Consider the following 22,894-nt stretch of genomic DNA (forward strand, 5'->3'; position numbering starts at 1 on the left):
AAATATCTAAAAATGAATTTGATCTTTATATTCATCAATGATCGATAACCATGCACGTGTTGCAGGATTCATCACCACGGTTGAATTCCATGCCATATTTAAGTTCCACCGCAAGCTTGGTTGTTCCACTAGACTGACGCTGAATTTTGCGCGATCTAACTGCTCACAATAAATTTGCGGCAATAAAGCAATACCGACACCTGACTCGACCATTTTGGCAATAAAGTCCCACTGGCTACTTTTGCATAACACTTTGGGTTCAAAACCAGCCGCCATCGCCGCATCTAGAATCACATGGTTTAAAGTAAAGGTGTCTGCATACAGTAAAAATGACTCTTCTTTAAGTTCAGCAAACTGTACCACATCGCGCTTTCTCCACTGTGAATCGTAGTTGGAAAGCAAACACAACGGTGAATCGATAATTTGAATGCCTTGAATGCTGGGTTTTAACTCGCCCAATAAAATCCCAACGTCAATTTTTTTGGCCAAAATGGCTTCTTCAATGCCTGTTGCACCGACTTCTAAAAAGTTCAACTCAATGTTGGGATACAATTTGTGAAATTTAACAATTAAGGAACTCAACAATACTGAGCCTAAAGGTGGCAACCCCAATCTCAGCACACCTTGTTTCAACCCACGAATTTGATCTGCTGCTTCAAAGATCTGTTGCTCCTGCTGCAAAATCTGCACGGCATGTAGATAAACTTGTTCTCCCATATAGGTCAGTTTGACTTCTCGCTTGCGCCCTGCTTCACCTTTATGAAATAGAGGCAGTCCTATCTCGTCTTCTAATTGTTTTAAAGATTTACTAATAGTGGGTTGAGTCACAGATAGTTCCTCCGCAGCAAGACTAAAACTGTGACTTTTCACCAGCTGCACAAATATTTTTAGCGCTTTAAAATCCAAAATTATTCCAATTAAGCATAATTATTATTTTATTATTCATAATTACAAGATCAGGTCAAACTTAAAATAACACCAACAACTTATACCCTGTGGTCTTCCAATGCTTTCGTTCAAATTGCCTTATCGTTCTACTCTTCAAGTAGCTTTGCTGATTGGGATTTGGTATATCGGAACGCTGATACAAGTCGCCCTGTCTTTACCGATATCAGGTGGGGTCGTGGGTCTAACGCTTTTACTTATTTCTCTGTTAGCGGGTCTATTTAAGCTGGACTGGGTTAAGTCGGGTTCGGATTTACTTTTAGCTGAACTGTTGTTGTTTTTTATTCCTTGTATTATTGGCTTAATCAAATATAAACATCTTTTTCTTACCCAAGGTTGGCAACTGGTTTTATCTATTGTCCTTGGGACCATTTGCGTGATGACCTGCACTGCCTACTGTGTTTTCTTGGGCTTTAAGCTTGAAGCCAAGTTTCAAAAAAAGTCCAAGCAGTCACATCAGCTGAAAAGTCAAATTTAAGGAACGATCATGCATATTCATTTCGTTGCCTTGATCTGTTTTATCGGAACGGTACTGGCCTATCTTTGGGGTAAAAAGTTTTATCAGAAACACCCGTATGTATTGCTCTCACCAGCGATTTTTATTCCCTGTCTGATTATTTTGTGTCTAGTGTTTTTCAACATTCAGTATGACAACTATATGTACTACAGCAAATGGTTAGTCTGGATGTTAGGCCCTGCAACGGTCGCGTTTGCCATTCCGATTTATGAATATCGCAAAGTCATTCAACAGCATGCTTTTTCAATTGCTTTAGGCATAATCGTGGGTATGTTGGTTGGTGTAGTCAGCTCTTTTTACTTGGCACGTTTATTCCATTTCGATGCTGCAACCAGTTATAGTTTGATGAGCCGCTCTATCTCTACCCCTTTTGCCATGGAGGTCACTCAAGCCGTCGGAGGCTCAGTCGAGCTGGTGATTTTATTCACTGTGATTACGGGGATCGTTGGTGGACTCTTGGCCAACACCGTATTACTTGTTCTAAAATTGGATTCTAAATTTGCTCAAGGTGCGTCATTAGGTAGTGCCGCACATGGTTTTGGTACCAGTACTGCGTTCAGACGTCATAAAGAAGAAGGTGTCGCGGCCTGTCTCAGTATGGTTTTGGCAGGTATTTTCATGGTGCTGTTTGGCCCAAGTTTAATTCACGCTGTCGTTTATCTTCTTGGTTAAACACCATCAATAAAGGATCTCATGCCACACTACTGAGATCCTTGTTGGCTTGTATGTGTTTAAAGCTAAAGTACAGCATCAGCCCCGTCATCAACGCCAATAGAAAATAATAGGGTAAATGTTGATTCCATTGATATAAGCCTGTACTTAGTAAAGGTGCAAAAACGAAACTCAGTGCTTGCGTAGCTGTGCATAAACTGGCAATTTTAGTTTGTAGCGTGGCTGGTGCGGTTTGGGCTGCCCCTGTGGTAAAAGCTGGAATTAAACAGGCCACGGCGATGCCGTAAAAAACATAAGCCGCTTGGAAAGTCCAAATCTGACCAGCACTCAGTGAAAGTAATAAACCTAAAACCATCGTCACAAGACCGATCCAAAGTAATTGTTTAATTGACCATTTAAACCATTTTGAAATCGCCAGTTGCATCAAAACGAGCGCTATCCCCACAATCAATGAACACTGAGAAAAATACACTGCACTCTGATACGTGTCGAAATGGAATCGATCTTGGATATAAAAACCAGCAGTTAAATTCAGGGTGACAATCGCGACATATAAGCTAAAACCCAGCAATAACCAAATCCCTAACTTTGACCATTGCAGCTTTTCTGTAGACACGTCTTGTAATTTAGCTGTGGTTTCGTCCCATTCTTGTGTCTGTGATGCTTGCTTTCCTTGAAAGCCTAGTACAATCCAAGCAGCCATACTCGTTAGAATAGCCACTGCGCCCCATAACGGTGTCAACATGCTCCATGTCAGCAATAATGTCGTCGCTAAAGGACCTATCACCACGCCTAAACTGTTCAGCGCGCCAAACTTCGCCATATTCTGGCTACGTTCCTGTTCACTGTGAAAAGCCGTCATGACATAACTTTGCAGCGCAATTTGTGGCATCGCCATAAAAAAGCCAGTACTGGCACGGGTCAATATCAATAAACTAAACAAAGCAGCAAATGAAATGGCATAACTCAGCCCATAACTGAGTACCGCCGCAAATAAGCCCCAAGTGATCGCCATACCGATAAAACCGATACTTAACAATTGATAAATGCTGATTTTTTGAGTTTGTTTAGAAATATAAATAGCTGAGATGGCCATCACCAAAGCACCAGCCGAAACCAACGCTCCACCTTGCAGTTCCGTCAAGCCCAGTTGCCGAATAAACGGCGCAAGTAAAGGTAAAATCATCGAAAAACAAGCGCCATTGGCAAGGCTGCCTGCAATAAAGATTTTGTTATTGCTATTCATTTTATTATTTAAACCATTTCTTAAGGCGAGATTACAAAGCAAAGAGGTAGCTGAAAGCTACCTCTGGTTGTGCAATTAGTATTTTAATGTGTAGCTCAAACCATAGGTTCGACCTTGAGCAGGTAAGCTTGAAATAGCACCATAAACTGACTCCACCGCTTGACTATAGACTGATTTGTAGTCCGTATTCCAAACGTTATATACACCAAATCCGACCGTACCTGGGCCTGCTTTGGCATTGGCTATGACGTCCATTGTTGCGAAACCTTTGATTTCAGCAGGAACCGTTGAACCGTACTTTACAGCATCTTTTTTGGCTTTATCAGTACCACCGATAGCAAGTGCTTGAACACGCAGGCTCATATCGTTGTTAAACTGCCACTCAGAAAATGCTGTACCTTTCAGTGGTGCAACACGGATTGCATCTAGCTCTTGCCACTTTCCTGCGGTATTTTTAAATTGTCCGCGGGTATAAGCCATGGTTCCACCCACTGTCCAATTTGGCTGTAGTCGATATGACAGATTTCCTTCAACACCATAAACGCGCTCATCGGTATCTAGGACTTCAATCGTGTAGTTGGGACGGCCAAATTTTAAACTTTTATCTGAGTCATTATAGAAAGTGGTGACACTCGCATTTAAACCGTTTGCAGCTTGTACACGCCATCCCAGCTCATAGTTATTGACTTTAATTGGATCAATAGTTTGACTATTCACAGTAAAACTTGCGGGTACATCACGAAGCATACGTTGAATATCAGGTAAATTGGATCCTTGAGAAAAGTTTGCAAACATTTGTTGAGCATCTGTTAAGTGATAAACCGCGCCCAAATTAAATAATGTCGCATCATGCTTTACCTTACCGCCATTTAAAGTTTTGGCTTGGTAGCCTGGCTGCAAGTCCGCTGTAATTGCCTCCATATACGGCGTCGATTCCTCTACTTGGCTTTCTACACGCTCATAACGTACCCCTGCTTTTAAACCTAAACGATCCGTTACATCAAAGTCCGTTTGCACAAAAGTACCCAACTTTTCTGTTTCTACATCAGGTCCAAAAGCATAATAATTAAAAGGTTTATAATTTAGACCGTTGCTGGCAACAAATACAGCACTATCATACATTTGAATATTTTGTTCATCTTGTTCATTTTCATAATCAATGCCGTAGCTGAGTCCCAAATTGCGACCATTTAAATCAAACTGTTTCTGCAAAGCAACACGCGCACCGTACACATCAATATCTGTTTCCGATTGATAAACGAGGTATAAACCGCCACCCATTGCTTGAGCTGAAGGAAACCAACGCGCCTGTTCGTTACGATAATACGCTTCGGCATTTAAGGTATGACCCAATACATTTTGATTTTCATATTGTGTATTAAATGCATAGCGTTCAGTTTGAGGTTGAGTCTCAAGTTGCATGCCTTTAACTGCAGCAAGGCTGGCTGTATAGGTCGGGTCTCGTTTTACATAAGCTAAATCTGGACCATAGTCAGGTCCATACTCACTGTCTTGTTCATCATTAAAATATTGTGCACCAAAACTTAAACTTTGTTCATCTGAAATATTCCACGTCAAACGACCATTGAGGTCCAATGTGTCCGTATCTTGACGGTCAGTCTGCGCAACCTCAGGTCCTATGCGGTTGCCATGGCTATCCTGAATTTCACCGCGTGTGGTATAACTTGCACCGAAGGCTCCTTGCAATGCCCCTTGATTAAATAAGACACTTTGTGATGCTTCATAAGCCATAGCATCAGCTTTAAAGTTATTACCCGCCGTCACCCCAACTTTAGTTTCAAAGCTAATTGGGTCTTGACCACCACGTTTAGTAATAATATTAATAATCCCGCCTGTTGCTCCAGAGCCATAAATACTGGTCGCCCCTGAAACCACCTCAATACGTTCAATCATAGACGGTTGAATGCTATTTAATTGGCGTGAACCATCGCGATAACCCGTTTGTGGCACACCATCAATCATGTATTGCACCACACGACCGCGCATGGTCATGCCATAGTTTGATGTTGTTCCACTACTCGGTGTAAGGGATGGAACCAGTGTTCCCAAAATATCGGCAATGCTCTTGCCAGCATTGGCCTGTTTCTCAATTTCAGCTTGATCGATGCTATAAACAGTGCCTGCAATGTCCGCAATACTCTTTGCAGAGCGGGTTGCTGTCATCACAATCGGTGCAAGTTGTGTGGTTTCTTTTTGTTGGGCTTCAACACCGCTTGTCTGACTTGCTGAATTTGTTAGAACGTTATCTTGAGCATATAACTGTGTACATACAGCCAGTGTTAAACAAGTCAACTGCATAGGTAACATAAAACGGTTCATTTCTTTTTCCTTTTATTAAACTTCTTGATTCAACAGTTTTTGTTGAGTTTTTTGATGACGTGTAATGATGTATTGGCTCAGTAGTACACTGACTACAGACGCAACCGCCAACACCACATAAAAATTGCCATAGCCAAGTGCTTTGGCTAAAAAGCCCGATGCGGCTCCCCCGATGAAATAAACCAACAGTTCAAAGCACACTAAAATGGTGAAGTCGGTGCCTGCCTGTTCTTTGGAACTGCTTTGCATGAAATAGGCATATAACGAAGTCATCGCGACATAACGAATCGCAAGCATGACAATGACAAATCCCCCCAAGAGCAGATGCCACTGGTTTAACCAACCCAAAATAATGGCTGCACCAATCAGCCCATACAACGCTGTTCGGCACCACCCCGCCCAAATGAGCAATTGTGTAGCCTGAATTTTTTTCAGTAAAAATGCGGCACTCACAGCAGCCAACAAACCAACACCTGCTCCAATCACAGACATCAGTAGCCCAATTTGGGCAAGCGTCCATTTTTGGTCAATCAGCATTGGATTGAGCATCGCCATTGCTGGTGCTTCTACCACGCGATAACACAGGATCAGTGCCAAGGCAGATAAAATTTCAGGGCGTTTAAAAGCACGGACTAAGCTTGGAGCTTGTTTAACAATATTTGCCTGTTCGTTTGCATTTTCTTGAATATAAAAAACAGCAAACATCGTTAAAGCGGTCATGAGTGCTAAACACACCAATGCGCTTTCCCAACCGTAATATTGGTATAGCCATAATGTCGCTGCACCCCCCAACATACTCCCCAAAGCAACCCCTATACTCTGGGCCATACTGCCTAGACGATATTCAGACGCTGAAAAGGTTTCTACGGTATAACCATCTATGGCAATGTCTTGAGTCGCCGCAAAGCTTGAAATCCAGAAGCCAATCACAACAAACACCACCAGCCCATAAGAGAACTGGGTAAATGCCAAGGCCAATACCCCAAGTACTAGGGCTATTTGTGTAAAGAGCAGCCATGTTTTTCGTTTACCTAACTTCTTGATATAAAGTCGGTCAATGAGTGGCGCCCATAAGAACTTAAACGCCCATGGAATATAAAGTAGCGACAGCATTCCAATCCAACGTAAATCTACCCCCTGATGTCGCAAAATAGCGGGCAATGCCACATTGTAAAAATACAAAGGCAAGGCATGTGCCAGATATAAAACAATGACAACGGCTAAGCTCAAAGCTGAGATTTGGCGTGTTGCTCTTTGTGTATTTAGGTTTTGCATATCCACCTCTGCACTGCCCATTGCAGTGCATCAGAATGATCAAGTGTGACGTAGTAAGGCACCCGCCATGCAGCATGCAGTGAAGGTGTATTCAGTCGTTGTTGATCGGTTGGGTCTTGTGCAATTCGAACCAAACCCAAGCAGTATTGAAAAAAAAGTTGTTTGTATTTTTTGTACCAAACCGCTTGCAGTTGACGGTATTCCTCAGGAAATTCCGTACCGATATCGGTTTGCATGACCAAAACAAAGTGCTGTTTTTTTAAGAAAAAACGTTCGACATGACTGAGCCATTGTTCAAATTCGGCGACAGTGACATGCGCTGAAAAGCGCATGTCCATGATTTGTATATGTTCTGAGCTATAGCTCATGTAAGTTCCTCAGTCCTATTGAGTGGGTTATGGTTTTGCATAAATGCATTTGAATCAGCTAAATACCCTCCAAATTTTTCATAGAATTTTTGTTTAAAGCAGTAATACAACATGGCCGTTTTTTCAGGCATCGGGATCAAGCGCTGCGCCTCATAGCACATTTCTTCGACCACTGCGGCATAGGGTTTAACCGTATGGTCAGGCTCCCCGACAATTTTGTCGGAAGGTGCATTTTCAAAAATATAGAAACCTAATAGCCGCATTACTGGACGCAAGTAGCCTTTACCAAAAGCCGACTTTTCACCAAACAGTAAGTGCCACCCAAGGTCTAAATCATCACCATCGTAATAACGTCCTAGACGGTCACGCTTACCTTCATAGATTTCGGTATAACCCACATCCTGTCCATCCACCCCAACGATCAACAAACGGTGATGGTCATCGGCCAGCATTTTTTCAAAATACACCGCGAGATCAATTTCAGACTTATTCAGCTGCCACTGTGGAATAACATGGGGCTCATGCATCCATTTATGTAACAGTGCTAAGTCCTGCGGATACTGTACTTGGCGCAAGTAAAATTGCGTCTCATTCTCATAGTATTCGTAGAAATCGGGAAGTTGCTGTGAAAGTGTTTTCATATGGTAGCCTGCTAATTTTTGAGTGTTTTATGATGCGATACGCTTTGTGGTTGTATCGTCAGTTGACTTGGATACCTGCTCTGACCATCGTTTTAAGGTTTCAGGGCTGACAGGATTGGCAATTGGATCTAAAAATACAGGGACAGGACGTTCTGCTTCATCGTTATAACTGGTAGTAAATAGACGCACTCGGTTTAAACAAATTTTTTCAAATTCGGCCCTAAACATGGCAAATTTTTCAATGCGTTCTGCCAACTCTGGATGCGCCTGATGAAAAGCATCAATGACCGATGAAATGGTTTGCCAAAATTCAACTTCACTATGCTCAGGGTAGTCTTGTAGGAATACATTACAGATATAACGGTAATGCACCATAAATAGCCCAGTGAAAATAAAATGGCTGAGTTCATGCGCAGGATGACGCAGTAAAATTTGTCCTTCGATAGGTAAACTGGCCAATTCTGGAAAGTCTTCATCAACCAAATTGATATCATCAATAAAGTCTTTCAGCACCATTTTCTGCGGTACGCCATTGGCATGAATAAGCATGGTATTTTCCCCATGTGGAGAAAAAGCCAAGCCATATTTGTACAAGCAGATTAAGAGTGGAGTAACAGATACTTCGGCAAAGCGTTTTAACCACTGCAACGGACTCAAACCTGACGCCTGAATCAATACAGCTAATATTGACTGGCCATTGATATCTCGATGTAATAAAGCCGCTTGAGAAAGTGCCTGTTCACCTGTTCCAATCACTGGATCTACACTTTCACGCCACAAACATCCAAACAGTTCTTTAAACTGATACGGCGCACCTTCAATCTGATCAAAACAAGGCTGATGAATAGTCAAAGTTGCCACTTCACCTAAGAATGCAACGCCTGACTGTTTCAAGTCTGAATCTTGAGATTGAATCTGCTTTAACCAAGCTGTGACGGCTGGAGCTGCTAAGTTTCGTTTAGACGGTAACCCACGATACACCGCAGTATTGAAGATACTGACAGGTAATTTGACATAATGACGCTCAGGCTGACTGATATTGCAAAGCGTGCGAATCGACTGCATAGGTACATGGTCATCTTGGCCAACGCCTAATTCAATAATGCGCTGATCCACGATTTCATTGGCATAAGTTGGCACTAACCATTGATGCCACTGCCATGCATGTACTGGAATAAGGAAATAGTCACGACAAGAGCAGCCTCTTTCATGTAACTGTTGTTCAAAGCTATCTAACTCTTCTGCATCCAACTCATATTGATAAAGTGTCCCCGCTTGCCACTCCTCGGTAGAACGGAACTCCGCCAAATCACGATGCACCGCGAGCCACAGCACTTTGACCGTTGGCGAAAGTTCAGGAGCGGCACTTAAGTAGTCGTCATAACCAAAACCCATACGGCCTTTGCTCATAATCAACCACGGATGACCACGGAGCATACCTTCAATTTCATAATGCGATGCCGTCAATGCTGCTTCACTGCTTAAACGACGTTCATCAAATAAATGCGCCTCAGCTAACCATGTATTGTTCATTTCTTTAATGAGATATGCCTTGGTAAAAGGCTTAACTTCGGTTTGATTTGAAAACGCGCGAATAAAAGTATGTAAGTTCCATGCAGGAAGGTCTTCAACCACGCTCAACTCACGTACTGAACCCTCCTCAATCTGCCAATGTCCCAATAAATAGTTTTGTGCTTTAAAAGTATAGGTTTGATCATCCAACGTCAGCTGGTAACGATTGTCCTTTAAATCGGTCACTTGAATAATTTCTTCATATAAAAATTCAGCAATCGCCATTTCAATTAAACGCTGTCCTGCCAAGCGCCACTGTTTCTGATTCACTTGAAGTTGTGCAAAGCTCATATGATTTTCTCGAATGTATAAGGCTGCATAGAGGGATGTGACCCTGTTTGTATTTTGCGCTGCTCAATATTTTTTGATTTAGGAATCGATGGTGCTAAAGCTGCTGTTTGTGTAGTCGATGTGTCATTCTGCACATACATTTCAGGGTTCTGTTCAGGTCTGAAATGCTGAAAGGTCTGTTCATTACTGTCCAGCTCATACAGCTGATAACCCAGTAGTTGATTGGCAATGGTCGCAGCACGAAAAGCACCTAAACCTAAATCAGGTGTACCTACGCCATGACTGTGCATTTCTTGGTTTTGCACATAAATTTCACCCATTGCTGTATGCTCCAAGCGATAGTCTTGGCTCACTTTCCAACGCCCCGCTTGATCTGTTGCAATCAAGGGCTTTAAGTATTTTAAAAATGAAAACTCAGGGCTGTAATAACCTGTAGATGCCACTACAAAATCAACATCCATATAAAAATGTTGCTTGGTTACGGTATGTTCAAGACTCAAGCGAATCTGCTGACTTTCCCGTAACTCAGCATCAAGCAACTGAATTTGTGCATGCAAATGTGTTGCTTGTGTAGCCGAGGCAATACTACGGTGGTAAAGTTTTTGGTAAATCTCACGTATGGTTTTGGCACTAATGCCTTTGTACAGCAAGCTTTGATCTTTCAACTGCGCTGCTTTTTGTGTTTCTGAAAGTCTATAAAAATGTTGGGTATAGTTCGGACTAAAATGTTCCAAGCCCAAAGGTGCATATTCCATTGGGAAAAAGCCATTGGAACGCGTCAGCCAATGCAGCTTAAAGTTAGCCGTTGGTACACAGTCATGTTGATACTGCTGATCAAACAAATCTAAAAAGACTTCAGCAGAAGACTGTCCTGAGCCTAAAACTATGACATTGCCTTTGAGCTTTCTTTTTTTATGGGTTAAGTACTCTGCTGAATGAATGCACTTTTCAGGCACTTGTTGTTGTAACTTACGCAGACATTCAGGCAAATAAGGCTGGTTGCCCGAACCAATCACCAAGTTTCGACACAAGTAACGAACAAAACGGCCACCTTGCTCAACCACCACCTCAAAACCTTCGCTTTTGGCATAAATGGCCTTCACCGTCGATTGGTACTGTATATGACCCAGTTGATCTGCCACCCATTGGCAATAATGGTTATATTCACGGCGCGGAATATGAGGCTGCTCAAGGAAGTAGAACTTATATAAGCGCTGCTGTGATTTTAGGTAATTCAAAAAACTCAACGGACTGGTCGGATCGACCATCGACACCAAATCAGCCATGAATGGAACTTGCAAGACCGTATTGGGAAGTTGCATACCTGCATGCCAGTCGAACTGCGCTTTTTTTTCAAAAAAAAGATAGTGCAATTCTGTCTTTTCATGCAACAAACTGGCTAGGCTTAAGTTAAATGGCCCAAGGCCAATCGCAATAAAATCAAGCATAGAGAGCATCCTCTTGTTTGATATATAGCGGATTGGCTAACTGAATATAGACAGACTGATTTTCAACGGGTGCAATCAATTCATCCAGTTCATATAAGCGAGTCAGTAAGTTACCCTTATAAGGCAGCGTCGGTTGATACAACAGACTTTGAATCAAACTACTCTCTGGATATTGCTTCAACAGGTCAAAGAGGTGTTGCTGTAAAACAGACAGTAAATCTTGCTCACTAACAAAACCTGTTGCACCGATGGCATTGATGATGCCAAACAAGGTATTGCCAAAGAAATAATAACTAAAGCGCTCATCGACAAAAGTCTTTGAACCTACCGCATGGGCCTTATCATGCAGTTCTGGAAATTGTTGTAAAATTTCATCTGCGAGTTCTTCGATATAATAAAAACCTTGGTTGTCCCGTAGCCATAGCCACTGTGGCCAGCCATCTTTCAATTCAACCAAGACATTTTGCTGATGTGACTCAAAGGCCATACCATAACGATGGTAGACGTACATGAGTGGGCTCAGACTGATGTTCAAAAAGGTCTTAAACCAATCAAGTGCGATTTTCGCCTTATCCTCCAACTTTTGTTGAGATGCAATCTGATCAAATAATGCATTAAAACGATTACGTTCTTCTACGGGATGATCCTGACACAATGAAGCAATACACGTGACTTGCTGTTCGGGAGTAAACGGCTGATCACGTACAATACAAATCGTTTCATCGATGATTTCACCATCCAACTGAAGAGCAATCCATGCAGGATCATTGACCGCTTTTAGGCTTGGACATTGTTTTAAGATACTTTGCCCTAACTCACTGTGCCAAAGCCGATGCGTCATTTCACCGCGGTGACATTCTTTTGCTAAATTGACGCGAATAGAGTTGGTAATCATCACTGAAAGTGAAGGTTTCAGCATCCACGGCGCGTTAAAACTCGCCAAAGTACGTACAGAAGTGGTTGGTGAAAATATCCATGCTTTTTCGCCCAAATCGATGATTTTCAGTTTAGCTTTTAAACTTTTAAACCATACTTTGCTTTGCAAATAGCGGGCTTGCCACGGATGCAGAGGTAGCAGTTTGTAATGTGCATATGCAGCTAAGGTTTCAAGTTCCGATTCAGACAAATGCCATTTGATTTCTTGTTTAAGTTGTATTGAAAAAACCTGCTCAAGCGCTGTTCCTTCTGCAATATATTCAGATGCCACCAGCCAATAATGCAGTTGGGTCTGACCACAAGCTTCTGGTGAATATTTTTGCCAGTCCTCATGGACAAAACCTGTTCGGCTTTTCGGTGCTGGATGCATGCTATGACCTAAAATCAAAGCCTGTTCAGACTCTATAAAACTTTGCTTAGCCTGTACGAGTGCATCAAAATCCTCTGCCCGAATATTTAAAAACTGTTGTAATGCATCACGACTTTGAATCCAACGCTCAACCAAGGATGCAGCATCGACATGGCCTTCGGATTGTTGCACTAACTCTTCGAGTAGCAGACTGACCATGGCTGCTGCGCTAAAGTTAAGCTTTTGGCCTTTTTGAAAAATTTGCGGTAAATCCGCAATACGATGTCGCCCAACACGACTGACATAGCTCAACGGAACAAAAAGCTGTGCTTGGATTAAACTAAGCGGCAAAGATAACAGCGTCAAACCTTGGCTAAACGCGAGTTGAGTTGAATTTTGTTGATACTTCTCAAACAAGCTTACCTTGCCTGTTTCTTGTGAGTATGCATTGACAAGATGCTGCATCGCCAAGCGATTGGCTAGCTCTTTCATCTGACCATTTCCTCTTTTTAAAGCTTATTCCAAGCTCATTTCATGTAATTATGTTTCTTAAAGGTGTTCACGTTGGCCAACGCTGCAAAAATCATGTTAATAGTAATTATTATCATTTATCTTTGCAATTTTGTTTACTTTTGGAAATATACGCACTACACCAACATATATTATTGTTTTTTAATAATTTTAAACATTTAATCAGTTTTTCTAATAAAGCCTATACGAAATTACACCATAGCTTTAAATGATAGTTTATGAATTTATAATTGATTCGAACTATAAAATTTCCCTATATTTCATAAGGAAAAGCCCATTCAGGTGACTGAATGGGCTTTCATTTGTGCTCAAATTAATACTCAAAAGAGCTCAAGGCTTAAATCAAATAGGGACGAAGAAGTGAAGACTTCAATGTTCTTTATTGATCCAGTACATCAGCAAAAGTAGCTGAAAGTACTTTTGCTAAATCCTGTGGTTTTAAACCGATATCTAAGCCGCGCTTCCCCCCACTGACATATAGTTTCTCCAACTGTTGTGCGCTTTGATCGATCACGGTTTTTAACCTTTTTTTCTGTCCAACAGGACTAATCCCACCGACCAAATAACCTGTCAGTCGTTCTGCATCTTTAGGGTCGGACATTTTTAGTTTTTTTGCCCCCACTGCCTGTGCAACTTTTTTCAAGTTTAACTGATGGTGTACAGGAAGAATCGCAACAAAATAGTTTTTTTCATCGGTCACTAACAGTGTTTTAAACACCTCTTCGACACGTAGATTTAATTTTTCTGCGGCTTCAAGCCCAAAGCTTTTTGCATTGGCATCATGTTCATATTCATGAATAGAAAAATCGATTTTATTGGCTTTTAAAAGTTTGGTTGCAGGTGTCATTTCTGTTCAATATATTCACTACATACTCAGCATTATATGCCTATTCAAAAAGAAAGTTTAGCGGTACGCCTATCATGATCATCGAACTTACAGGCACTCAACCAATCAATGACTGTAAGTTCGATGTAAACTATGTATGCAGCTTGTTATCGCTGAAATATCACAGTTTAGTCAGCACTTAATCCAAATTTTTTGAAGATTTGAGCACGGCGCTTTGGCAAGATATTGGCTTTGGTCAAATCACCTTCGTAATGATCAAACACTCGTTGATCCATCATTTTAAACCACAGCTTTGGAATTAACGCTGGAATTAACATCGTGGCATAACCACTCGGTAGCTCAGGGGCTTCATCAAAATGTCTTAAGGCCTGAAATGGGCGGGTTGGATAGGCATGATGATCTGAATGGCGTTGTAACTGGTATAAGAATAAGTTAGTCACAATGTTGTTATTATTCCAGCTGTGTTCTGGCATGGTTCGCGCATAGCTGCCATCTTCTTTTTGGCTACGCTTTAAACCATAGTGTTCGATATAATTAATAATTTCAAACAGACTCACGCCATAAAATGCTTGTGTCACCAGATATGGCGTCACTTTTTTACCAAACAATTTCAACATGACTGCATGAAAACCAGCACTCATCGCCCATCCATGAAACAGTTCATTTTCTTTGGAGAAGAAAGACAGACCTTTTCGTTTTAGGCGTTTATGTTCAATTTCAACAGCCGACTTCAACCCGCCGAAAACGGTACGCGGCCAAAACTCATAAAAAGTCTCCCCCATTTTCGATGAAGCAGGGTCTTCTGGTGTTGCAGCACGTTTATGATGCCCATAAGGGTGCTCAATGCGGAAATGGTTGTAGACCAACGGCGCTAAAGTCATATGCGACCAATAATGATCTGATTTTTTAGGACGGTGGCACAGCTCATGTGCTGTATTCACTGCTACTCCATTAATTGCCCCCATAGAGACACCCAGTAATATTTGGTCGAGCATCGATACATTTTGGCGAGTCACCACATAACCTGCAAACAAATTGGCTGCCATTTGTAGCGGAATGAACAATTTCACTATACGGTCATAGTACGGGTCATTTACCAAGACCTTAATTTCATCATCCGAAGGATTATTTTCATCTGCACCGACCAGACCATCTACCGCAGGAATAATGACATGCAGTAACAGCGGCCCACCCAAAGCGAAGATTTTCTTAGTGGGTTTCGGGCCAAAATGATAGCCCGCTAAAATGCCCATGCCAATCACAGGAAGCCCAGGACTCAATAACCAGCCAAAACGCTTTTTATCGATCCCTGCTGCATTTTTGACGACCACGCTAGCATTCGTCATTTTCACTGATGCATTCATTACCATTCTTCCAATTTTCTTGTTATGCCTTTATATTTCTAGAAATGGGACATAAAGAACAGTTGCTAACGTCCAAGAAAACAGCGTAATCGTCCTTGGCCTGAAATGACTTAAATTGACCCTAAATCAAATATTAAGCCTAAGATATAAAGACTAGAAATCGTAAAGTATGGATGCTTTAAGTAAAATTTTTGAAGATATACACCTCAACCAATCTGAGTACCTCTACCTTAAACCTCATGGTGAGTGGGCTTTTCGCTATACCGAACAATCAACCATGATGGCCTATGCGGTACTTCAAGGACAACTCACTATTTGTTTAGATGCTAAACAAATTATTGTTGCTGAAGTGGGCGACTTGATCTTACTGCCTTCAGGGCCAAGTCATGAGTGTCGCTCCTCAACTACCGACCAACTGTTAGAAGTATTCAATATTTCTGACTTATTTGCCCAAAACCAACACAAAGAAGTCTCTTTTGGTAGTGATGCGACACAACAAAAAACCGTGATCTTGGCCTTACATGCACATATGGACCCCATTATGGCGCGTCCTTTAGTACAGGCCTTACCCGCATTTATTCACCTTCAACACAAAGATCTCAGCACGGTTCCTGAATGGTTGCAAATTGGGCTGCAGTTTCTCGCTCTAGAAGTCCAACGTATACGCCCAGGCCGTGACAAAATTTTGGATCATTTGGTGAGTATTTTATTAATTGAATGTGTGCGTGATTATATTGATGCGCTGCAAGACTCGAACAATTGGCTGAGTGCTTTATCTCATCCTGAACTCTCCAATGCCCTTGCTAAAATTCATGCGGAACCTGCACAGCCTTGGACTGTTGAGTCCCTTGCAGAACAGTGTTGTATGTCACGGTCTAAATTTGCCACATTGTTTAGCCAAATTTTAGGCACAAGCCCTTTGGCTTATTTGCAACAACACCGTCTGCGTTTAGCCGCCCAATACCTGCGTAATGGACAAGGAACCATTCAGCAAATAGCACATAGGGTAGGTTATAACTCAGAAACGGCTTTTAGCCAAAGCTTTAAACGACAGTACCAAATGAGCCCAAGTCAATATAGAAATAATCCAAACCCAACTTAACGTGCCCGTCCTTAATGGTTTAATAGTAATCTTCTCTCAGCTTATGTTTTTGTACGTCGAGATAAATACCTTGAACTTGCAGACAAAGATTAGCATCTTGTGAAAATCACACTATAATATCCCGCATCCTTGCTAGAGATGGCTTCAAACCACTGCTTGTTTGTTCTTTTTCGCTCTAGCCACACTTTTTTAAGTCCAGTTTTCATCCGTGATTCGGCTTATTTTTCAATATTTTATCTCTTATATGTCCATGCTGACATATAAGAAAATTTAGGTGCCAGCATGGAAATCAAGGTTAATTATCTCGATAATCTTCGCCAAGAAGCGAAGTTCGATGATTTTACAGTCATTGCCGATCAACCGATTCGCTACAAAGGTGATGGCTCTGCACCCGGTCCATTTGACTATTTTTTAGCATCTTCTGCGCTTTGCGCGGCTTACTTTGTCAAAGTGTATTGTTTGGCACGTGACATTCCAACTGACAACATTCGTTTGTCACAAAACAACATTGTTGACCCTGAAAACCGCTATAAACAAATCTTCAAAATTCAAGTTGAGCTCCCAGCGGACATTTCAGAAAAAGATCGCCAAGGCATTTTACGCTCTATCGACCGTTGTACGGTTAAGAAAGTAATCCAAACAGGCCCTGAGTTTATTATTGAAGAAGTAGAAAGCATTGATGCCGATGCACAAGCCCTGCTTATTCCAAGCCTTGCTTCTGAAAGCAGCACCATCATTGCAGGTAAAGACCTGCCTTTAGAAGAAACCATTGCCAATATGTCAGGTATTTTGGCTGGTCTGGGCATGAAAATTGAAATCGCTTCTTGGCGTAATATTGTGCCAAATGTGTGGTCTTTACATATTCGTGATGCTCAGTCGCCAATGTGTTTTACCAACGGTAAAGGCTCAAGCAAAGAAAGTGCATTAGCTTCTGCGCTGGGTGAGTTCATTGAACGTCTGAACTGTAACTTCTTCTATAACGACCAGTTCTGGGGTGAAGACATTGCCAATGCCGAATTTGTGCATTATCCAGATGAAAAATGGTTCATGCCAGGTCCAAATGGTGAAATGCCTGAAGGTGTACTGGATGAGTACACCCTTGAAATTTATGACCCTGAAGAAGAACTGTTAGGTACGCATTTATACGACACAAACTCAGGGAAAGCTGAGCGTGGTATTTGCTCTTTACCTTTTGTTCGCCAGTCTGATGCGGAAGTGGTTTACTTCCCATCAAACTTGATTGAAAACTTGTACCTTAGTAACGGCATGAGTGCAGGAAACACCTCAGCTGAAGCACAAGTACAGTGTTTATCTGAAATTTTTGAGCGTGCCGTAAAACGTGAAATTTTGGAAGGTGAACTGACCCTGCCAGATGTACCACAAGAGGTTTTAGCGAAATATCCTAGCATTTTAGCGGGCATCCAAGGTTTAGAAGAGCAAGGTTTCCCTGTATTGGTGAAAGATGCCTCTCTAGGTGGTCAATACCCTGTAATGTGTGTGACGTTAATGAACCCGCGTACAGGTGGTGTATTCGCCTCTTTCGGCGCACACCCAAGCTTTGAAGTTGCGCTTGAGCGCAGCTTAACTGAGCTACTTCAAGGCCGTAGCTTTGAAGGTCTGAACGACTTACCTCGCCCAACATTTAGCTCAAATGCGGTCACTGAACCCAATAACTTTGTTGAGCACTTCATTGACTCAAGTGGTGTGGTGTCATGGCGCTTCTTTAGTGCCAAATCAGACTATGACTTTGTCGAGTGGGACTTTACCAATCAAGGCCAAAACTCAAATGCTGATGAAGCTGATGCACTGTTCGGTATTTTGGAAAATATGGGCAAAGAAGTCTATATGGCCATTTACCAACATTTAGGCGCAACGGCGTGTCGTATCTTGGTACCGGGTTACTCAGAAATTTACTTGGTTGAAGACTTGGTTTGGGATAACACCAACAAAGCGCTACTTTACCGTGAAGACATCCTCAACTTACATCGTTTAGGCGACGAACAGCTTGAAGCGCTGGTTGAACGTTTAGAAGAATGTGAGCTAGACGACTATACTGAAATCAAGACTTTGATCGGGGTTGAGTTTGATGACAATACCGAATGGGGTCAATTGACTTTGCTTGAACTCAAACTACTCATCTATCTTGCATTAGAGCAGTTTGAAGAAGCGAAAGATTTGGTTGAAGCATTCTTACAATACAACACCAATACCGTTGAACGTGGTCTGTTCTACCAATGCATGAATGTCGTACTCGAAGTAATGTTAGATGACGACATGGAACTGGAAGAGTATGAAGCAAACTTCCGCCGTATGTTCGGTGATGAACGTATGGATGCGGTAATAGGCACAGTTGAAGGTCGTATTCGTTTCTATGGTTTAACAGAAACCAGTATGAAACTTGAAGGTTTGGACCGTCACTTACGTTTAATCGACAGTTATAAAAAGTTACACGCTGCTCGTGCTAAAGCCGTTGGATTAAAACCTTAAAATAAAAAGAAACAACCCAAATACGTTTGGGTTGTTTCTCACTGCACTATCACGATGTCTTAAAGAGAATTAATCTAAAATATTTAAAATCGCCTCAACAGGATTTTCACTATTACCTGCAAGTAACTGTTTATGCATGGTAATGTGCTGCATAGCCTGAATCTGTGCTGTTTCTATATTCATTAATTTTTCAATTTCAGCCGCCAATTTCTCAGGTGTTGCATCTTTTTGAATTAATTCTTGTATCACTTTCTTGCCCGCAATAATATTCGGCAATGAATAATATTGAATCTTGATCAAGAATTTCACCACATGATAAGTGAGCCAGTTCAACTTATAGAAGGTTACCATTGGTCGGTGTAACAGCATAGCTTCCAAAGTTGCTGTACCTGAAGCCAAAGCTACAATATTAGCGGCGTTCATAACTTGACGCCCAATCTTCGACTCGGTGCCTGAGTTTTCAAGCAAGTCTATTTGATCGACCAATGCTTTCGGATACTGAGTAAGCAAAGCTTCGATTTGTTGCTTACGTGCATCATTGATTGCTGGTATCACAAAGCGATAGTTTGGATATTTGGCGTAGAGCAATTTTGCAGCATCTAAAACCAGTGGACCGAGCTTTTCAATTTCACCACGTCGACTTCCCGGCAATAAGGCAATATGCCTTTGGGTCAGATCTAAACCCAGTTCTTCTTTGGCTTGTAAAATTGGGTTTTCCAAAGGCAATTGGCTCGCCAAGGGGTGTCCTACAAACGCAGCAGGAACATCCCATTTTTTATAAAATGCTTTTTCAAACGGAAATAAACACAATACCAAATCAATTGAGGCTTTGATGCCATGAACCCGTCCCTGACGCCATGCCCAAACGGAAGGACTAACATACTGCACGGTTTTTATGGGCAGTTGTTTTTGTTTTAAACTTTTTGAAAGGCGCAGATTAAAGTCTGGCGCATCAATCCCAATAAACACATCGACAGGATGGGCTGTCCATTTCTCTACCAGCCCATCACGTACAGCAAAAAGCTTTTTAATGTCTTTAAGAACCTCAACCAGCCCCATGACCGACAAGATATCCATCGGATAAAAGCTCTTGAAACCCTCTGCAATCATTTGCGGGCCACCAATACCCTCAAATTCTGCATCAATTCCTTGCTCACGAAAACTGCGAATAAGTTTAGCACCTAAAGTATCACCCGATACTTCACCCACTACGATTCCAATTTTAAGTTTCCGATTTTGCAAAGCATTATTCCTTATTTTTCAACCCATGCATCATAACATAGCGTCTTTTGGGATGGGTATTGGTCGAGTCTTTCTATTTATGCTGCAGATATAAAATGAGTGACCTATTTGACTCATATAAAAAGTACGAAAAAAGGCGAGTTAATTTAAATTTTCGATCATTTAAATATTGCACAGGATACCTATTAGAACATAGAATTACTGAGAATCATTATCGTTAATTCTATCTATGCTTTGTTCCTCAAGTTACACTGCTCAATCTCACTATTTTAGTATGTAGACTGCTTAACTCGTGATAGAGATAGCTTTGCTTAAATATTAAATTTAGGTTCGATGCTTAATGAGTACAACGTTAAGCCCCTTTATGACTTCATTCATGTGATCTTTATGCCCCTAAGTCAGCTTAATTACCCTATAACCGTTATGTTTCGGTTTTTGATCGCATTTGGCTTAGGCTATTTATGTACATCCATGTTATCAGAACTGCTTACCCTTAGTTTTCACCTTCACTTCGCTAAAGCAGAATCCATTTATTTGGCGGCTTTTCTATCTCTTATTTTCTTTACCACTTTTGTCATTGTAAGCTTTTGTGCTCAATCCCTGAAAAAGTTAAGCGCTTCAACCATTTCGCTTTCCCTTTGCTTTTTTGTATTGCTGAAGTTCGTAGGTTAAACCATGCAAAAATCTGTTCGCCAATCAATGGCATGGCTACACTCTTGGCTTGGACTAACACTGGGATGGTTATTATTTGCCATTTTTTTAACAGGTGCTGCGACCTATTACCGTCATGAAATAAATTTATGGATGCAACCTCAATTTGCCACCATGCAGGTCAAACAAGACACTGCGATGAATTCGGCATATCAATACTTACAAAAAAATGCTGCAGATGCGCAAAGTTGGTATATCGGCGTAGCTAGTCCGAGTTCACCTGTTAATAAAATCTACTGGCAAAAGGCCGATGGTGGCTACGAAAATAAGACTTTGGATGCGAACACGGGTGAAGAAGTCACCTTATCTGCAACTCAAGGCGGTGAGTTTTTCTATGGCTTTCACTATCAGCTGTATGGTGTGCCCTATTTTATCGGTAGGCTTTTGGTCACTATTGCGGCCTTCTTAATGTTGATCATCCTCATTTCAGGCATCATCACACACAAAAAGATATTCACCGAATTTTTTACCCTAAGAGCCTTCAAGGGTCAACGCTCGTATCTAGACTTTCACAATGTCACCTCTGTTATTGCTTTGCCTTTTTTCCTGACCATTACATTCACTGGTTTAGCCATTTTCTTTTATCTCATTCTTCCCAATGGCATGAAGAAACTTTATCCAGAGCAACCGTTCCAATATTTTGATGAAATTAGAAATATTAGCATCAGCTCTGAGGCTAAACCGACACCTGCTACGATGCGACCGATTGAGTACTTCATACAACAATCTGAGCAGCGTTGGGGGAAAACAGAGATTGACAATATTACGGTCAAACATCCCAACGCCAATATCGCTCAGGTGAACTTGGTTGAGTCAACTGACCGAAGCATCATGCGAAACCAAGCCCAACTCAGCTTTAACGGCGAATCTGGTGCCCTGCTCGGTGACACTCGGAACAATAGCGCAATTGCCACGCTCAATAATGGAGTCTATGGTTTACACATGGCACACTTTGCGCAGCCCTTATTACGCTTTGCGTTATTCTTCTCAGGGCTTTTAGGCTGTGCCATGATTGCGTCTGGACTTTTACTCTGGAGCTTAAAACGTCAGTTACAAAATAAGAAACAAAGTTTCCACTTTGGACATTATGCGGTTAACCGCTTAAATACGGCTGCCATCATTGGCTTGCCGATTGCAATGCTCAGTTATCTTTGTGCAAATCGTTTACTTCAGTTAGAAGCAGGTCAACCCAACTACGAAATCTACGCATTTTTCGGCACTTGGTTACTCAGCTTAGTCATTGCATTGCTCACTCCACAGCAACACCTTTGGAAAACTCAACTGAAAGTCTTCATTTTACTGGCTGTATCTTTGCCTATTTTCAATCTTTACTATTTAATCAGCCACCAATATGTGCATAACTTGAATGAATATTGGTTATTCTTGCGAGTTGATCTTATGATCTTCATCCTTGCGATATTGACTATTTTCTTACATCAAAAAATCCAGCCCATTCAACAAAAAGCTGTACAAAAAATTCAGAAAAAATATGCCAATACTGCGGTTCAGGAGTCCAATTCATGATCTACCTGATTGCAGGACTTCTCATCACTTTCGCGTGCTATGTATTATTTCTGGTGAGCGATAAGCAGCGCCCTAAAACTCAAAAGTCACGTTGGGCCAAGTGTGCAGAACATTATCAAATCTGCCGATATCTGGCTTTTGGTGTACTGGCCGCGACATTAATTTTATTGATTCAATTCACGGGTCGCGGTGTGGGGAGTGTCAGTTTATTTGTATTTGCAACCCCGATACTTTTTATACTGATTTTAAGCATCAATGACTTAAAACCCAAAAAAACAGCTCAATCTAAGTAAGTATTTACTCTACAACTCACACACTTTTTTATTTCGATCATGAGCCAAATAAAAAGGTATGTAAATATATGAGCCAGAACAATTGCAACAGAATTTTAGAGACTAATCAAAATCATTTAAGTTGAAGCACCGTGATTTTTAGTTATAACACGCTAAATAATAAGCACTTTTATAGATATTTTCACGGGGCAAA

General features: G+C 41.4%; 18 protein-coding genes. 6 read left to right on the forward strand and 12 right to left on the reverse strand.

Annotated features, from left to right (window positions below; translation table 11 throughout):
- Positions 1 to 6: 6 nt before the first annotated feature.
- Positions 7 to 906, reverse strand: coding sequence for a LysR substrate-binding domain-containing protein (locus ACSC9N_RS08545; RefSeq protein WP_005399541.1), 900 nt, complete (start codon positions 904 to 906; stop codon positions 7 to 9).
- Positions 907 to 1,006: 100 nt separating this feature from the next.
- Here ACSC9N_RS08545 and ACSC9N_RS08550 point away from each other — a divergent pair, with 100 nt between their 5' ends.
- Both ACSC9N_RS08550 and ACSC9N_RS08555 read left to right on the forward strand, forming a co-directional pair.
- Positions 1,007 to 1,423, forward strand: coding sequence for a CidA/LrgA family protein (locus tag ACSC9N_RS08550; RefSeq protein WP_010326619.1), 417 nt, complete (start codon positions 1,007 to 1,009; stop codon positions 1,421 to 1,423).
- Between the two features lie 9 nt (positions 1,424 to 1,432).
- The gene (locus tag ACSC9N_RS08555) at positions 1,433 to 2,134 is read left to right on the forward strand and encodes an LrgB family protein (RefSeq protein ID WP_010326618.1); all 702 of its coding nucleotides are present in this window, start codon (positions 1,433 to 1,435) and stop codon (positions 2,132 to 2,134) included.
- A gap of 19 nt (positions 2,135 to 2,153) precedes the next feature.
- Here ACSC9N_RS08555 and ACSC9N_RS08560 read toward each other — a convergent pair whose 3' ends face one another.
- From ACSC9N_RS08560 to ACSC9N_RS08605, 10 genes are all read right to left on the reverse strand, one after another.
- Complete coding sequence (locus tag ACSC9N_RS08560) at positions 2,154 to 3,380, reverse strand: MFS transporter (RefSeq protein WP_010326617.1); 1,227 nt, start codon at positions 3,378 to 3,380, stop codon at positions 2,154 to 2,156.
- A gap of 75 nt (positions 3,381 to 3,455) precedes the next feature.
- Positions 3,456 to 5,720 carry a TonB-dependent receptor gene (locus tag ACSC9N_RS08565; protein ID WP_010326616.1) on the reverse strand — a complete coding sequence of 755 codons (2,265 nt, stop codon included), beginning with the start codon at positions 5,718 to 5,720 and terminating at the stop codon, positions 3,456 to 3,458.
- A 15-nt stretch (positions 5,721 to 5,735) separates the two neighbouring features.
- Positions 5,736 to 6,995, reverse strand: coding sequence for an MFS transporter (locus tag ACSC9N_RS08570; RefSeq protein ID WP_130235416.1), 1,260 nt, complete (start codon positions 6,993 to 6,995; stop codon positions 5,736 to 5,738).
- Positions 6,983 to 7,363, reverse strand: coding sequence for a hypothetical protein (locus tag ACSC9N_RS08575; protein ID WP_130235415.1), 381 nt, complete (start codon positions 7,361 to 7,363; stop codon positions 6,983 to 6,985). The genes ACSC9N_RS08570 and ACSC9N_RS08575 overlap by 13 nt, the downstream gene beginning before the upstream one ends.
- Entirely contained in the window at positions 7,360 to 8,004 is a 645-nt protein-coding gene (locus ACSC9N_RS08580; protein WP_130235414.1) for a GNAT family N-acetyltransferase, read from the reverse strand. The genes ACSC9N_RS08575 and ACSC9N_RS08580 overlap by 4 nt, the downstream gene beginning before the upstream one ends.
- 27 nt (positions 8,005 to 8,031) lie before the next feature.
- Entirely contained in the window at positions 8,032 to 9,867 is a 1,836-nt protein-coding gene (locus ACSC9N_RS08585; protein ID WP_130235413.1) for an IucA/IucC family protein, read from the reverse strand.
- Positions 9,864 to 11,315 carry a lysine N(6)-hydroxylase/L-ornithine N(5)-oxygenase family protein gene (locus ACSC9N_RS08590; RefSeq protein WP_130235412.1) on the reverse strand — a complete coding sequence of 484 codons (1,452 nt, stop codon included), beginning with the start codon at positions 11,313 to 11,315 and terminating at the stop codon, positions 9,864 to 9,866. The genes ACSC9N_RS08585 and ACSC9N_RS08590 overlap by 4 nt, the downstream gene beginning before the upstream one ends.
- On the reverse strand, positions 11,308 to 13,092 hold the full coding sequence (locus tag ACSC9N_RS08595) for an IucA/IucC family protein (protein ID WP_130235411.1): 1,785 nt from the start codon (positions 13,090 to 13,092) through the stop codon (positions 11,308 to 11,310). Before ACSC9N_RS08595 ends, ACSC9N_RS08590 begins: the two co-directional genes overlap by 8 nt.
- A 418-nt stretch (positions 13,093 to 13,510) precedes the next feature.
- Positions 13,511 to 13,978, reverse strand: a complete 468-nt coding sequence (ybaK, locus tag ACSC9N_RS08600) for a Cys-tRNA(Pro) deacylase (RefSeq protein ID WP_010326609.1) — start codon at positions 13,976 to 13,978, stop codon at positions 13,511 to 13,513.
- A gap of 167 nt (positions 13,979 to 14,145) precedes the next feature.
- The gene (locus ACSC9N_RS08605) at positions 14,146 to 15,342 is read right to left on the reverse strand and encodes an alkane 1-monooxygenase (RefSeq protein WP_010326608.1); all 1,197 of its coding nucleotides are present in this window, start codon (positions 15,340 to 15,342) and stop codon (positions 14,146 to 14,148) included.
- Between the two features lie 169 nt (positions 15,343 to 15,511).
- Between ACSC9N_RS08605 and ACSC9N_RS08610 the strand changes: the two genes are divergently transcribed.
- Together ACSC9N_RS08610 and ACSC9N_RS08615 are read left to right on the forward strand one after the other, a co-directional pair.
- Positions 15,512 to 16,444, forward strand: coding sequence for a helix-turn-helix transcriptional regulator (locus ACSC9N_RS08610; protein WP_010326607.1), 933 nt, complete (start codon positions 15,512 to 15,514; stop codon positions 16,442 to 16,444).
- Between the two features lie 282 nt (positions 16,445 to 16,726).
- Positions 16,727 to 18,931 (forward strand): OsmC domain/YcaO domain-containing protein, encoded by a 2,205-nt coding sequence (locus ACSC9N_RS08615; protein ID WP_010326606.1) that lies wholly within the window; start codon positions 16,727 to 16,729, stop codon positions 18,929 to 18,931.
- A gap of 69 nt (positions 18,932 to 19,000) precedes the next feature.
- Here the strand turns inward: ACSC9N_RS08615 and lpxB are convergent, their stop codons facing one another.
- The gene (gene lpxB, locus ACSC9N_RS08620; protein WP_010326605.1) at positions 19,001 to 20,173 is read right to left on the reverse strand and encodes a lipid-A-disaccharide synthase; all 1,173 of its coding nucleotides are present in this window, start codon (positions 20,171 to 20,173) and stop codon (positions 19,001 to 19,003) included.
- A 675-nt stretch (positions 20,174 to 20,848) separates the two neighbouring features.
- Between lpxB and ACSC9N_RS08625 the strand changes: the two genes are divergently transcribed.
- Both ACSC9N_RS08625 and ACSC9N_RS08630 read left to right on the forward strand, forming a co-directional pair.
- A complete protein-coding gene (locus tag ACSC9N_RS08625) occupies positions 20,849 to 22,408 on the forward strand; it encodes a PepSY-associated TM helix domain-containing protein (RefSeq protein ID WP_010326603.1) in 1,560 nt (519 codons plus the stop codon).
- The gene (locus ACSC9N_RS08630; protein WP_010326602.1) at positions 22,405 to 22,701 is read left to right on the forward strand and encodes a hypothetical protein; all 297 of its coding nucleotides are present in this window, start codon (positions 22,405 to 22,407) and stop codon (positions 22,699 to 22,701) included. Before ACSC9N_RS08625 ends, ACSC9N_RS08630 begins: the two co-directional genes overlap by 4 nt.
- Positions 22,702 to 22,894: the final 193 nt, after the last annotated feature.

Origin of the sequence: Acinetobacter sp. PC34 (assembly GCF_051789135.1) — a bacterium.
Taxonomy (GTDB): Bacteria; Pseudomonadota; Gammaproteobacteria; order Pseudomonadales; family Moraxellaceae; genus Acinetobacter; species Acinetobacter johnsonii.

Bases quoted from the DNA above. Each gene is read 5' to 3' on its own strand.
- ACSC9N_RS08550 (WP_010326619.1), top strand. From the start codon at position 1,007: ATGCTTTCGTTCAAATTGCCTTATCGTTCTACTCTTCAAGTAGCTTTG.
- ACSC9N_RS08555 (WP_010326618.1), top strand. From the start codon at position 1,433: ATGCATATTCATTTCGTTGCCTTGATCTGTTTTATCGGAACGGTACTG.
- ACSC9N_RS08560 (WP_010326617.1), bottom strand. From the start codon at position 3,380: ATGAATAGCAATAACAAAATCTTTATTGCAGGCAGCCTTGCCAATGGC.
- ACSC9N_RS08565 (WP_010326616.1), bottom strand. From the start codon at position 5,720: ATGAACCGTTTTATGTTACCTATGCAGTTGACTTGTTTAACACTGGCT.
- ACSC9N_RS08570 (WP_130235416.1), bottom strand. From the start codon at position 6,995: ATGCAAAACCTAAATACACAAAGAGCAACACGCCAAATCTCAGCTTTG.
- ACSC9N_RS08575 (WP_130235415.1), bottom strand. From the start codon at position 7,363: ATGAGCTATAGCTCAGAACATATACAAATCATGGACATGCGCTTTTCA.
- ACSC9N_RS08580 (WP_130235414.1), bottom strand. From the start codon at position 8,004: ATGAAAACACTTTCACAGCAACTTCCCGATTTCTACGAATACTATGAG.
- ACSC9N_RS08585 (WP_130235413.1), bottom strand. From the start codon at position 9,867: ATGAGCTTTGCACAACTTCAAGTGAATCAGAAACAGTGGCGCTTGGCA.
- ACSC9N_RS08590 (WP_130235412.1), bottom strand. From the start codon at position 11,315: ATGCTTGATTTTATTGCGATTGGCCTTGGGCCATTTAACTTAAGCCTA.
- ACSC9N_RS08595 (WP_130235411.1), bottom strand. From the start codon at position 13,092: ATGAAAGAGCTAGCCAATCGCTTGGCGATGCAGCATCTTGTCAATGCA.
- ybaK (WP_010326609.1), bottom strand. From the start codon at position 13,978: ATGACACCTGCAACCAAACTTTTAAAAGCCAATAAAATCGATTTTTCT.
- ACSC9N_RS08605 (WP_010326608.1), bottom strand. From the start codon at position 15,342: ATGAATGCATCAGTGAAAATGACGAATGCTAGCGTGGTCGTCAAAAAT.
- ACSC9N_RS08610 (WP_010326607.1), top strand. From the start codon at position 15,512: ATGGATGCTTTAAGTAAAATTTTTGAAGATATACACCTCAACCAATCT.
- ACSC9N_RS08615 (WP_010326606.1), top strand. From the start codon at position 16,727: ATGGAAATCAAGGTTAATTATCTCGATAATCTTCGCCAAGAAGCGAAG.
- ACSC9N_RS08625 (WP_010326603.1), top strand. From the start codon at position 20,849: ATGCAAAAATCTGTTCGCCAATCAATGGCATGGCTACACTCTTGGCTT.
- ACSC9N_RS08630 (WP_010326602.1), top strand. From the start codon at position 22,405: ATGATCTACCTGATTGCAGGACTTCTCATCACTTTCGCGTGCTATGTA.